The sequence below is a fragment of the Bradyrhizobium sp. MOS002 genome (assembly GCF_003020115.1).
Classification (GTDB): Bacteria; Pseudomonadota; Alphaproteobacteria; order Rhizobiales; family Xanthobacteraceae; genus Bradyrhizobium.
In genome coordinates, this window is record NZ_PYFX01000032.1 from 1 (window position 1) to 13,233 (window position 13,233).

General features: G+C 65.5%; 9 protein-coding genes and 1 pseudogene. 5 read left to right on the plus strand and 5 right to left on the minus strand.

All coding sequences use genetic code 11. The annotated features are described in order from the left end of the window. Positions 1–92 precede the first annotated feature (92 nt). The 3 genes and pseudogenes from C7G41_RS35125 to C7G41_RS35140 form a co-directional block, all read right to left on the minus strand. A pseudogene (locus tag C7G41_RS35125) lies at positions 93–1,444 on the minus strand (MFS transporter). A gap of 269 nt (positions 1,445–1,713) precedes the next feature. Then, positions 1,714–3,666, minus strand: coding sequence for a hypothetical protein (locus C7G41_RS35135; RefSeq protein WP_106946822.1), 1,953 nt, complete (start codon positions 3,664–3,666; stop codon positions 1,714–1,716). Positions 3,667–3,820: 154 nt separating this feature from the next. After that, positions 3,821–4,903: a YbhN family protein gene (locus C7G41_RS35140; RefSeq protein WP_106946823.1), complete on the minus strand. Its 1,083-nt coding sequence runs from the start codon at positions 4,901–4,903 to the stop codon at positions 3,821–3,823. Between the two features lie 426 nt (positions 4,904–5,329). Here C7G41_RS35140 and C7G41_RS35145 point away from each other — a divergent pair, with 426 nt between their 5' ends. The 3 genes from C7G41_RS35145 to C7G41_RS35155 all read left to right on the plus strand — a co-directional run bounded on the left by C7G41_RS35145 (position 5,330) and on the right by C7G41_RS35155 (position 9,900). Next, on the plus strand, positions 5,330–5,836 hold the full coding sequence (locus C7G41_RS35145) for a ferritin-like domain-containing protein (RefSeq protein ID WP_106946824.1): 507 nt from the start codon (positions 5,330–5,332) through the stop codon (positions 5,834–5,836). Between the two features lie 148 nt (positions 5,837–5,984). Next, positions 5,985–7,388 (plus strand): MFS transporter, encoded by a 1,404-nt coding sequence (locus tag C7G41_RS35150; RefSeq protein ID WP_106946825.1) that lies wholly within the window; start codon positions 5,985–5,987, stop codon positions 7,386–7,388. A 112-nt stretch (positions 7,389–7,500) separates the two neighbouring features. Then, positions 7,501–9,900 carry an EAL domain-containing protein gene (locus C7G41_RS35155; protein WP_106946826.1) on the plus strand — a complete coding sequence of 800 codons (2,400 nt, stop codon included), beginning with the start codon at positions 7,501–7,503 and terminating at the stop codon, positions 9,898–9,900. A 2-nt stretch (positions 9,901–9,902) separates the two neighbouring features. On the opposite strand, the gene C7G41_RS35160 is transcribed toward C7G41_RS35155, so the two are convergent. Further along, positions 9,903–10,337: a hypothetical protein gene (locus tag C7G41_RS35160; RefSeq protein WP_018457549.1), complete on the minus strand. Its 435-nt coding sequence runs from the start codon at positions 10,335–10,337 to the stop codon at positions 9,903–9,905. Positions 10,338–10,415: 78 nt separating this feature from the next. On the opposite strand from C7G41_RS35160, the gene C7G41_RS35165 reads away from it, so the two are divergent. Then, complete coding sequence (locus C7G41_RS35165; RefSeq protein ID WP_106946839.1) at positions 10,416–11,003, plus strand: hypothetical protein; 588 nt, start codon at positions 10,416–10,418, stop codon at positions 11,001–11,003. A 62-nt stretch (positions 11,004–11,065) separates the two neighbouring features. After that, a complete protein-coding gene (locus tag C7G41_RS35170; RefSeq protein WP_106946840.1) occupies positions 11,066–11,665 on the plus strand; it encodes a YdcF family protein in 600 nt (199 codons plus the stop codon). Positions 11,666–11,746: 81 nt separating this feature from the next. Here C7G41_RS35170 and C7G41_RS35175 read toward each other — a convergent pair whose 3' ends face one another. Continuing rightward, the gene (locus tag C7G41_RS35175) at positions 11,747–13,090 is read right to left on the minus strand and encodes a PLP-dependent aminotransferase family protein (RefSeq protein WP_106946827.1); all 1,344 of its coding nucleotides are present in this window, start codon (positions 13,088–13,090) and stop codon (positions 11,747–11,749) included. Between the last annotated feature and the right edge of the window lie 143 nt (positions 13,091–13,233).

Consider the following 13,233-nt stretch of genomic DNA (forward strand, 5'->3'; position numbering starts at 1 on the left):
CGAGCTCGCCTGGCTACTCGCTGCCCATCTGAGGCTCTTAACTCGCCGCTTGGCCAGACCTTGAAGACGTCTACGCTTTTTGAGTCAGGCTCTCAGGAGGAACGTTTGAGCACCACGCGCTCGATCTTGCCGACGACCACGAGATAGGCGAAGGCGGCCACCAGCGCATTGGCGCCGACGAAGATCAGTGCCCCGTTGAACGAGCCGGTGGCGGCCAGGATGTAGCCGATCACGATCGGGGTGCTGATCGAGGAGAGGTTGCCGAAGGTGTTGAACAGGCCGCCCGAGACGCCCCCGGCTTCCTTCGGTGAGGTGTCCGAGACGACAGCCCAGCCGAGCGCGCCGATGCCCTTGCCGAAGAAGGCGAGCGCCATGAAGCCGACCACCAGCGCCTGGCCGTCGACATAGTTGCAGGCGATGATCGACATCGACAGCAGCATGCCGCCGACGATCGGGATCTTGCGCGCCATGGTCAACGAGCCGGTCTTGCGCAGGATCGCATCGGAGATGACGCCGCCGAGCACACCGCCGATGAAGCCGCACAGCGCCGGCAGCGTCGCGACGAAGCCGGCTTGCAGGATCGACAGGCCGCGCTCCTTGACGAGGTAGACCGGGAACCAGGTCAGGAAGAAATAGGTCAGCGTGTTGATGCAGTACTGGCCGAGATAGACGCCGAGCATCATGCGGTTGGAGAGCAACTGGCGGATATGGTCCCAGCCGGAGCCGGCCTCAGGCGCGCGCTCATGCTTCAGATCGTCCTTGGGAGCGTCGAGGTCGACCAGCGCACCACCCGCCTTGATGTAGTCGAATTCGGCCTCGTTGACGCCGGGGTGCTCTTTCGGCCCGTAGACGGTCTTGATCCAGACCAGGCCCATGACGATTCCGAGCGCGCCCATCACAAAGAACACATAGCGCCAGCCGTAGTCGTGCGCGATCCAGCCCATCAGCGGCGCGAAGATCACGGTTGCGAAATACTGCCCTGAATTGAAGAACGCGGACGCGGTCCCTCGCTCGTTGCTCGGAAACCAGGCCGCGACGATGCGAGCATTGGCGGGGAATGAGGGCGCTTCGGCGATGCCGACCAGGAAGCGCAGACCGAACAGCACGGTGATCGCGGTGCCGGCGCTGAAGAATCCGACCCAGCCCTGCATCGTCGTGAACAGCGACCAGACGATGATGCTGAAGGCATAGACGAGGCGGGAGCCGTAGCGGTCGAGCAGCCAGCCGCCCGCACCTGCGCGATCACATAGGACCATCCGAACGCCGAGAAGATGTAACCCATCGCGACGGGATCGAGATGCAGCTCCTTGGAGAGCGCGGGGCCTGCGATCGACAGGGTGGCGCGGTCGGCATAATTGACGGTAGTGACCAGGAACAACATAGTCACGATGAACAGCCTGACGCGAGACCTCCTCACATCCGCTGCGGACATCACTGCGCTCATGACGCGCCTCCTTAGAACTCGAAACGTTTCCCCACTGCGACTCCTAGAGGTGCGCGCGGCAAAGTGTCCAAGTTCAAGGCAGTATCGATCGATGCCGCTTTTGGATTGATGGAACGGCAGGTGGGGGGAACGATTGCGAGAGAGTGCCGAGACGTGAACCCCAACCTCGTCATTGCGAGCGCAGCGAAGCAATCCAGAATCTTTCCGCGGAGGGACTCTGGATTGCTTCGCTGCGCTCGCAATGACGGCGTGGAGAGAGCCCGCTCGTTCTACTGCCGCGCGCCCGGCAACAGCGGCGCGAGCAGCCCGCGTGTCACGCCCGGCGGTGCCGCATCGAGCCCCAGCACGGCGCTTGCGGCCGGCAGCGCTGCGTCCGCCATCGCGGCGTGGCCTTCGGCGCTCGGATGCACGGCGCCGCCATAGACGGCGGAGAGCACGCCCCAGGTCGCGTCGTGGATGTCGGTCGGCTGGCTCGCGGCCGGCAAACCTTGCGGATAGGTCATTGCAGCGAAATAGCTGTCATTGGCGTCGCGGATCCAGCGCGCGCGCGGCAAATAGGCGCGGAATTCGGAGGCGCCGCGGCCGCACAGCATCGGCTGGCTCGCCGCGCTCACGATGTCAGGATTGAAGCTCTGGCCGTTCTCGGCAAAGCAGGTGCGGTCGAATTCGGGATCGTTGCCCGAATGCGCGCAGAAGCCGTGATCGGCGAACGCCGCCTGATGTGAATCCACGAAGGTCATGCGGTCTGCCTCAGGATCGCGGCAGAGTGCGCCGCGGGTGCAGGTGGCAAGCCCCTTGAGTTGCGGCAGGAATTCGGTGTCGACGAAGGTCGAGACGCGGGCGAGGCGCTGCGGATCGGCGTTGAAGGACGGATGGATGTCGAAGCCGGCGCGGCCGCCGCGGCAGGGCACGCCGCCATCGGCGAGCGCGGGGTTGGCGTAGGAGACGTAGACCACATGCGAGAGGTCGCCGCCGACCAGCGGCTTCAGCGCCTCGCGCAGCCTGACGAAATTCTGCGGCAGTTCGCGCGCCAGCGCATCGCGTGAATCATCGACGCTCGCCATCACGCCGGAGCGCCGGAATATCGCGCGCTCGGTTGCGGTCTCGACGATCACGTCGGCGACGAGGCCGGAGAAATAGACGTCGTTGGCGCCGACCGAGAGCAGCACGAGGTCGAGCGTGCGCTCTGGCTGCCGTTTCCTGGCAGCGGTGAGCGCCTCGCGCAGCTCGGCGACCTGTGCGTTCACGCTGATGTTGCAGACGCCGGTCTTGCCGGGCGGGCATTCGCGGGCGCGCTGCGAGCCGAGCAGCCCGTCGTTGATGCTGGCGCCGGTGCAGGCGAGCGGCAGAAAGGTCACCGCGACGTGGGTGTAGCGTACCGCGAGCGCCAGCGCGGTGCGGGCCTGGTGGCTGTAGAGCGATCGGTGACAGGGCGAGTTGAACCAGAGCGCGCTGTAGCGCTGCCAGTTGGCAAGCGTATCCGGCGCTTCGCAGGCGCGGCCGCCTTTGAAGCCGCCTCGGCTCGGCCGATAATACTGCGCGCCGGCGGTGCCGAGATAGGAGCGGAAGCAAAAACCTTCGTCCGACAGCGCCAGCGGCCGGTCCGGATTGCCTTCGCCCGAGGCGATGCTGTCTCCGAGGCCAGCGACGAAGATGTCCCGGACCTGGATCTCGGTCTGGACCCGCTGGGTCGGATCGGAGCCGGAGGAGACGTCGACGCTCGCGACCGTCTGCTTGCCGTAGCGGACCCGCAGATTGATCGGCTCGGCGCAGTCGAAGGTCGATTGTTGCGGCCCGTCGCCGTCGTCGAACGACCAGGCGCAGGTGGCGCCGACCGGCACCGCGCCGGCGAGGCGCACGGTGACGGGATGGTCGATAGGAGTAAGGTAGTTTTCCTTGGTGTTGTCGCGGGTGCAGGGCTGGTTGACCCGGCCCTGGAGGTCGATGCAGAGCCGGTTGACCATGTTGCGGGCCCAGCCGCGGCCTTCGCTCTGGAGCTCCAGCGATTGCTCGGCGGCGAGGATGCTGCGGTTACGCGCGTTCTCGACATGGAGCAGGAAGTCGCGCTCCTCGCGGAACAGCCGAAAGCGGTTGCGTACCTCCCAGCTGATCTGCATGGGGCCTGCGTCCTGCGCGGCCGCCTGTTTCAGCGGCAAGGCGGTGACGAGCCCGGCGAGCAGCAGGGCACCGGCGAGGAAACGGCGAAGGGATACAGGGATCATGGCCCGCGTCTTCAACGGCAAAGTTGAGGCGGAAATAAGAGAGCTGCTCTCCGCCTGCAACATTGGTCTGACGGTTTTGCCGGCCGCCGTCCAGCGGACTATCGTTGGAGCATGATCTTTTCGGAAAACCGCTTCGCGCTTTTCCGGATCATGCTCAGCGTTTGCTGGCCTGCCGCAGCGACCGCTCGCGCTCCATCGCCGCCACCTGCTTGGGCAGGTTGGCCTGCGCGCAGGCCTCCGCCAGCCGTCGGCGCTCCTGCCAGGGCTCCACCACATTCATCCAGAGCTCGCGTGTGCCCATGATGGAAATGGCCAGACCGAACGGGATCACGAAATAGAGGATGCGGAAGACGAGGAGCGTGGCCAGAAGCTGCTCGCGACCGAACTCGGGCAGCGCCACCAGCATGGCGGCATCGAACACGCCGAGCGAGCCGGGGGCATGGCTGGCGAACCCGAGCAATGTCGCCAAGATGAACACGACGGAGAGCGACAGGAAGTCGATCTGCGGCGTGGCCGGCACCAGAAGGTACATCGCCAGCGCGCAGAATCCGAGATCGACGACGCCGATCAGGATCTGCACCAGCGTCAGCGGCGCTGAGGGCAGCACCACCTTCCAGCCCTTCTGACCGAGCTCACGGCGCTTCTCGCCCATGCAGAGCCAGACCAGATAGGCGCCGATCGAGGCGAGGCCGCCGAGCGCAATCAGCCGGTTGATCGACGACGGCAGCTGATCCATGTAGGAGGCGGCATCCGGATGGATGGCCATGCCGATCGAGAGCACGAAGATGTTACCGAGCCAGAAGGTCAGGCCCGACAGGAAGCAGATTTTCGCGACGTCGATCGCATTCAGCCCGTAATCCGAATAGATCCGGAAGCGGATCGCGCCGCCGGTGAAGACGGTGGCGCCGATATTGTGGCCGATCGAATAGGACGTGAAGCTGGAGAGCGCTGCGATGCGATAGGGCACGTGCTTCTTGCCGATCGTTCGCAGTGCAAAAAAATCATAGAAGGTCAGTGTACAGAACGCGAAGCATACGCAGATCGCCGCCAACCCGATATTACCGCGGGGAATCTCGGTGAGCGCGGTCAGGATGACCCCGGTGTCGATGCCCTTGAGCGTTCGCACCAGCGTGGTGATCGCAAACGCGATGATGAAGACGCTCGCCGCAACGCCGAGTCGCCGCCAGCCGATCCATCTCTTGAAGCCGCGCTTCAGCGCGGTCAGCAGTCCGTGCATTCATCCTCCCGGCGGGGGGCAAGACCGACCAGGCCAGACATTGGCCGGTCGGATGCGATCAGTGCCCGATGTGGGCTTGGATCGCTAGGCATGATGTAGCTCATTTAAGGCAAAAACACTGACTTGTGCAGCCCTTGACAACGATAGGTTCTGCCTTGGACCAGCTTGGACCAACCACTTTGTCATACGCGGTTCACATCGGACGCGCGTTAAGCATATGAGTCGTGGGGCCGGTCGCGTCCGTCCGTGACATGATTTCAGATCCTGCACGGCCGGCATTGTTCCAGCGCAAGGGATGCGGGCTTTTTTGGAACGACGATGCCGTGCGCTGGTTAGTGCCCCATCAGCAATCGAACATGGCGGAATAACCGGCTTCTCCTGCAAGCCGGTGCCTCCGTGTTCCCAAAAACCGAGAGGATCGGACCGATGGGATTGTTCACCAAAGACATCAAAACCATGAACGACCTGTTCGTGCATCAGCTCCAGGACATCTATTACGCCGAGCAGCAGCTCACCAAGGCTCTGCCGAAAATGGCGGATAAGGCGACTGATCCGCAGCTGAAGCAGGGCTTTTTGACGCACCTCGAAGAAACCAGGCAGCACGTCAAGCGCCTCGAGGAAGTGTTCAAGATGCACGGTGCGCAGGTGAAGGCGGTCGATTGCCCCGCGATCGACGGCATCATCGAGGAAGCTGACGAGACGGCCGGCGAAGTCGCCGACAAGGCGGTGCTGGACGCCGCGCTGATCAACGCGGCACAGGCGGCGGAGCATTACGAGATCGCCCGCTACGGCAGCCTGATCGCTTGGGCCAAGCAACTCGGCCGCAACGACTGCGCCAGCGTGCTCGCCAAGACGCTGGAGGAAGAGAAGGCGACCGACAGGAAGCTCACCACGCTCGCCGAGAGCAAGGTGAACCTGCGCGCGGCCAGCTAGGGCGAGGCGTAGCGAGCATCAGGATGGGGCGTCGCGCGGCCGTCCGCGCGACGCTCGCATATTACGCATCCTTCATTCGAGCGTCGTCGTAGCATGACGGCGAGCCGGAAGTGTATCATTCGCATGGGGCTGCAACCGAGATGGCAGCATGCGAGTGAGCACCGTCAAATACGAAGCCTTCGAAGCCGGGGCGCCGCATGCCGGCTCGCGCCTTGCGACATCCCTCACCCTTGCCGCGATGAGCCTTGGTTATGGCGTGGTGCAGCTTGACGTCACCATCGTCAATACCGCGCTCGATGCGATGGGCAGGACGCTCGGAGGCGGCGTCGCCGGGTTGCAATGGGTGGTCAGCGCCTACACCATTGCGTTTGCCGCGTTCATCCTGACCGCCGGCGCGCTCGGTGACCGGATCGGCGCCAAGCGTGTCTTCATGGCGGGGTTCGCCATTTTCACCACGGCTTCGCTCGCCTGCGCATTGGCGCCCAATGCGGCTGCCCTGATCGCCGGGCGGCTGGTCCAGGGGCTGGCGGCGGCGATCCTGGTGCCGAACTCTCTTGCGCTGCTCAATCATGCCTATCCGGACGACCGCGAGCGCGGTCGCGCGGTTGCGATCTGGGCCGCCGGTGCGAGCCTCGCGCTCACTGCCGGCCCTTTCGTTGGCGGCGCGCTGATCACGTTGGTCGGCTGGCGCGCGATCTTCCTGGTCAATCTGCCGGTCGGGCTCGGCGGCCTGTGGCTGAGCTGGCATTACGCCAGCGAAACCACGCGGGCGCGCTCGCGCGAGATCGATCTGCCCGGCCAGCTTGCCGCGATCGGCGCGTTGGGAGCGCTCGCCGGCGCGATCATCGAAGGCGGCGCGCTTGGCTGGGACCATCCGGCCGTGATCGCAGCCTTCGTCGCAGCCGCAGTTCTTGCCGCGCTCTTCGTCTGGCGCGAGAGCCGTGCGGCGCAGCCGATGTTGCCGCTGTCGCTGTTCGGCCACCGGCTGTTCGCGCTGACCTCGCTCGTCGGCCTGCTCGTCAACATCGCGATCTACGGCCTGATCTTCGTGCTCAGCCTGTATTTCCAGAGGATCAACGGGCTGTCGGCGTGGTGGACCGGTCTCGCCTTCGTGCCGATGATGGGCGTGGTGCTGCCGGTCAATCTGCTGGCGCCGCGCCTCGCCGAGCGTATCGGCCCGTGCCGGACCATCGTCGTCGGCGCCTGCGTCTCGGCGCTTGGTTGCCTCGGCCTGCTCTGGATCGAAGCCGGCACGAGCTATTGGGCGATCTTTGCGCAGATGATCGCGATCAGCAGCGGACTTGGGCTGCTGGTGCCGCCGCTGACCTCGACCTTGCTGGGCAGCGTCGAGAAGGCGCGCTCCGGCATCGCGGCGGGCGTCCTGAACGCGACGCGGCAAACCGGGAGCGTCCTCGGCGTCGCGCTGTTCGGCTCGCTGGTGGCCTCGGAGGGGTCGTTCATGACCGGCCTGCACCTGTCGCTGGTCGTGTCCGCGGCGGTGCTGCTGCTCGCCGCCGCCGTGATCGGCCTCGGCGCGCCGGCGCGCGGATGAACAATCCGAGCGAATGAACACAGCTTCCGTTCACCATCCCCGAAACAGGCGCGTAGCCGGTTACCGACTGTCCATTTCTGTCGGTTCAAGTGCGGGTCGATAGGGGCCCGCAATGTATCAAGTTCTCTACTGTCTCACCGAGGAGCACGATTGGCGGCTGGTCGCGCTTGGCGGCGCGGTGTGCCTGCTCGCAAGCGCGGCGGCGATCAGCCTGTTTCACAGGGCCCGCGCGACGCACGGCTCCGGACGCCTGGTCTGGATCGCCCTGGATGCCGCCGTCAGCGGATGCGGCATCTGGGCGACGCATTTCATCGCGATGCTCGCCTACGGGCCGGGCGGCGCCGGCGCCTACAGCATCCCGGTGACGATCCTTTCGCTGATCTTCGCGATCTCCTTAACCTTCGTGGGGCTGAGTCTCGCGGCATCCTCCGCGCGCGCGCCGTGGATCGTGCTCGGGGGCGCCATCATCGGCACCGCGGTCGCGACGATGCATTATACCGGCATGGCGGCGCTGGAGATGCCGGCACGCGTCGACTGGATCGGGAGCACGGTTGTCGCCTCGGTGCTGTTCGGAATCGTCTTCGCGGCGCTCGCGCTGTTCGTCGCTGCGCGGCGCGACGACCTGTTCCATGCGCTGACCGCGAGCACCCTGCTGACGTTCGCCATCGTCGCACATCATTTCACCGCAATGGGCGCTATCGTTCTGACGCCGGATCCGACGCTCGCGACCAGCGGGTTATCGATCCCGGCGGCCTCGTTGTCCTTCTTTACCGCAGGTGCCGCGGTCGCAATCATCGCGATTGCGCTGGTGGCCGCGCTGCTCGACCGCCGCGCCAAGGGCGAATTGGACCGCCAGCGGATTGTGCTGGACACGGCCCTCGAGAACATGTCGCAGGGACTGTGCATGTTCGATGCGGACGGCAAGATCATCCTGTTCAACGAGCGTTATGCCGCGATGCTCGGCCGCACCGACATCCTGCTCACCGGCCGGCTGCTGGTCGATGTGCTGCGGGAGGAGCAGGCCAAGGGCCAGTGGCAGGGCGATGCCGGCGAATTCTTCGCCCGCCTCGTCGCCGACGCGCGCGAGAGCCGGACCACGACCGACGTCGTGACCAGGTTCGGCCGCTCCATCCGGGTCGTGAACCAGCCGATGCAGGGTGGCGGATGGGTCGCGACCTTCGAGGACATCACGGAATGGCTGGAGGCCCAGGCCAAGATCTCGCACATGGCCCGCCATGACGCGCTGACCAGCCTGCCGAACCGCGTTCTGTTCCACGAGCAGCTCGTGCAGGGACTGCTCCGGACAAGATCGGGCGACCAGCTCGCGGTGCTTTGTCTCGATCTTGACCACTTCAAGGACATCAACGACTCGCTCGGCCATCCCATCGGCGATGCGCTGCTCAAGGAGGTTGGGCGCAGGCTGAAGGCCACCGTCGGCGAGAGCGACACCGTGGCGCGGCTCGGTGGCGACGAGTTCGCCGTGGTCCAGATCGGACGTTCCGAGGAAACGGCGGCAAGGTCCCTTGCCGGCCGCCTGGTCGAGGTGATCTCGGCGCCCTACGAGATCGACGACCATCAGATCATCATCGGGGTCTCGATCGGCATCTCGTTGTCGCCGCAGGACGGCAGCAATCCGGACGAGCTGTTGAAGAACGCCGACCTCGCACTGTATCGCGCCAAGGCGGACGGCCGCGGCACCTATCGGTTCTTCGAGACCGGCATGGATGCGCGCGCGCAGGCGCGGCGCCTGCTGGAGATGGACCTGCGTGCCGCCCTGCAACGCGACGAGTTCGAGGCGTACTATCAGCCGATCCGCGACGTCGTCAGCGGTCGCGTCGTCGCGTTCGAGGCGCTGCTGCGCTGGAACCATCCGCAGCGCGGCCTGATCGCGCCGATGAACTTCATTCCGCTGGCCGAAGAGACCGGACTGATCATCCAGCTTGGCGAGTTCGTGCTGCGCTCCGCCTGCACCGACGCGGCCACCTGGCCCGACGATGTCGACGTCGCCGTCAACCTGTCGCCGGTGCAGTTCAAGAATCCGAACCTGATTGCATCCGTGACCGAGGCGCTGGCGGCTTCCGGACTCGACGCGCGCCGCCTCGAGCTCGAGATCACCGAATCCGTGCTGCTCCAGAACAGCGAGGCGACGCTGGCCACGCTGCATGACCTCCGCGCCATGGGCGTACGCATCTCGCTCGACGATTTCGGCACCGGCTATTCATCGCTGAGTTATCTGCGCAGCTTCCCCTTCGACAAGATCAAGATCGACCGCTCCTTCGTGTCGGAGCTCGCGACGCGCGAGGATTCCATGGCGATCATCCGCGCCGTGACCGGGCTGGGCCGGAGCCTCGGCATCGTCACCACGGCTGAGGGGGTCGAGAACAACGCGCAACTCGAGCTGCTCCGGCGCGAAGGCTGCACCCAGGCGCAGGGCTACCTGTTCAGCAAGCCGCGGCCTGCTTCCGATGTCGCGATCATGCTGGACCGGCCGCAGTTGCGCGCGACCGCCTGAGGTTAGCCGCGGCGCAGTGCGAAATGCGCGCCGCAGAACGCCATCACGGCACCGAGGCCCAGCGCGGCAATTCCGGCCAGCACGCCCGAGACCGTCGGGACCGGGCTCGGCGCCGAGGCCACCTGGCCCGCGCCCGCCAGCAGCAGCACGCCGACCGCGATCAAGAACTGCCGCATCCGTTGGGGGATCTGGCCCGAGACGGCGCTCTGCATCAATGTCGCCGTGAAATAGCCGCCGGAGAAGCCGACGGAGGCGATCAGCCACCAGGCGATCGCCGCGCCCGCCGGTATGAACTCGTGCGAGTCCGAGTGCCAGAGGCCGCCGAGGTCGAGCCCGTAGCGCGCGCCTAGCATGTGCACGGCGAGCGCGAGCAGCACGCCGGAGATCACGGCGGCGCCGAGAATCAGGCGACGCGGAAAAAAAATCGTCTCAGCCATGTCCCGCTTGTAGGATGGGGCAGGGCGCTCACGCAAGCGGATCGCAGACTGGATCGCCCGATTGGATCGATTGTGAAGATGCAGGATTCGGGAGCTGAGGCGGCTGCGGGTACGAGCTATGCCTACAAGGCGTCGCTGATCGGCTCGGCGCATCGCTTCGAGCTGACGGAGGAGGGGCTGTCCTGGCACATCCCCGGGCGCACCTCGCTGTGGCGTTATGACGAGATCAGTGCAATCCGACTGTCGTTCCGCCCCGTCTCGATGCAGCAACACCGCTTTCGCGCCGATGTCAGCCACACCGGCGGCGGCCGCATCGCGATCCTGTCGACGAGCTGGCAGACCGCGGCCCTGATGGCGCCCCAGGACAATGGCTTTCGCAATTTCATCGTCGCGCTGCACGCGCGCATGGCGCAGGCCGGCAGCCGCGCCGAGTTGACCGCGGGCCTTGGCCGCAGGACCTATGCGGTGGTGCTGGCTTTCCTCGCGGTGCTTGCAGTGGCGATGACGGGGCTCCTGATCCGTGCGCTTGCGATCGGCGAATTCGCTGGGTCGCTGTTCATCATCGGCTTTGCCGCGCTGTTCGCCTGGCAGGTCGGCGGCTTCGTCCGGCGTAACCAGCCGCGGAGCTACAGCTTCGATCGGCTGCCGAGAGCGTTGCTGCCTTAGGTGCAATGGGCCGCAATCAAACGTGACTTCGCGCCGTTGCGCCGGTGTCGCATCGTGCCGCCATGTCAACCCTGGATCGCAGCACGCGTCGGCCTTCGGCGGATGAGATCTCCGAGATCAACCGTGCGCATCTGATCGATACGCCACTGCAGCCGGCGGACCTCCTGTTCATGTTCGGCACCCGGGAGGACGTCATGCTGCGGGCCGATACGGCAGGGCGACTGTGGCGCCAGGCCTATTTCCGCTGGTCGATTGTCAGCGGCGGCGCGACGGCAGGCTCGGAGCAATCCGAGTGCACGATCATCAAGGCAGCGATGGTCGCGACGGGCATTCCGGCTGACCGAATTCTCGAGGAACATCATGCCCAAAACACCGGCGAGAACGTGATCCTCTCGCTGCCGATCATCGACGCGACGCTCGGGCTGCACAATGTCCGCAGCGTGATCTGCCTCGGCAACACCTGGACCGCGCGGCGTTATCCGATGACGCTGCACCGGCACTGGCCGGAGGTCGAGAAAATACTGCTCACGGTCGACAGCTTTGCGACGCCGCGTGCGCTCTCGCACACCGATCCCGAATTTCGCCGCCGCATGCTGCACGAATGGGACAAGATCGAGCCTTACAAGGCGAGGGGCTTCATCGCGGAATGGCCGGAGGCCTGAGCGGGGGGAACGGCGTCAGACTATTGTTTGACGCGTTTTCTTCACGCGAGCCGGTCTCCACTTCGCTCGAAAACGCTTGAGCTACTCCGTCGAGTCGAAATCCTCTTCCTTGGTGCCGAGCAGCGACGCGATCGTGCGCAAGCCGGAATCGAGTTGCTCGAACGAGGGCGGGGCGAGCGCGAGCCGCACCGCGTTCGGTGCGTGGCCATGGGCGATGGCGAAGGTCGAGGACGGTGTCAGCGCGATGCCGCGCCGGGCTGCTGCTGCGACGAAGGTCTGCGAGCGCCAGTGTGCCGGCAGTGTCAGCCAGAGATGATAGGAGCGCGGATCGGCTGCGAGCTGGTAGCCGGCGAGCAGCCTCGCCGCGGTCTGCTGGCGGCGCGCGGCGTCGATGCGTTTCAGCCGCGTCAGTTCGGCGACGGTGCCGTCTGCCATCAGCCGCTGTCCGGACGCCAGCGCATGGCCGGAGGCGATCCAGCCGCCGGTGCGGACCGCGCTCATCACGCCCTCGCGCAATCGCGCCGGCGCGACCAGGATGCCGAGCGCGAGGCCCGGCGCGACCTTCTTGGACAGGCTGTCGATCACGATGCAGCGGTCGGGGCCGAGCGCGGCCAGCGGCGTGTCGTCGGCCAGGAAGCCGTAGACGGCGTCCTCGATGATGGTGAGGTCGAGCTTCTCTGCGACGCGCATGATGTCGGCGCGCCGCGTCGCGTTCATGGTGACGCCAAGCGGGTTCTGAATGATCGGCTGGAGATACAGCGCCGACAGATGTGCCTCGCGATGCGCCTTCTGGATGGCGTCGGGGCGTGCGCCAAATTCGTCGATCGGAATCGGGACCAGCGTCACGCCGAGCCGCGCGGCGATGCTCTTGACGTAAGGATAGGTCAGCGCCTCGACACCGCAGCGGCCGCCGGTGGGAACGAGGGCGGCGAGGGCTGCCGCGAGCGACTGCTTGCCGTTGGCGGTGAAGACGATCTGCTCGGCCTGCGGCGCGAAATCCTTGCGCGCGAGATAGGCGGCTGCTGCATTGCGCGCGCTCTTGGTGCCGGTGCTGGTGGAGACGCGCAGCGCGGATTCGAGCGCATCGACGCGTTCGAGGCCCGCAAGGCTCTTGGCGATCATCGCCCATTGCTGCGGCAGCAGCGGGTAATTGACCTCGAAATCGATCCGCGCGTCGCGCGGCTCGCTCAGCGCCTCGACCTCGCGCCTGATGGCGCCGGAGATGAAGGTGCCGCGGCCGACCTCGCCGACCACGAGGCCGCGGCGGAGCAACTCCGTATAAACCCGGCTCGCGGTCGAGACCGCAATGCCACGATCGTAAGCAAAATTTCGCTGTGGTGGCAGACGGTCGCCGGGCCTTAACGTGCCGTTAGAAATATCCGAGGCTATTGCGTCGGCAAGCTTCACGTACTCGAACTTGGACATTATTGCACCGAGAGCAATGTTTCACTTGCTCCGAGTAGTGTACTGGAGCATTTAAGTTCCATCAAGCTTCACGATTGAGCCGAGGAGAGCGAGAGCAATCCGACGGAAAATGAGGTGCATGCGCTCCAACGGCATCCGCTTCG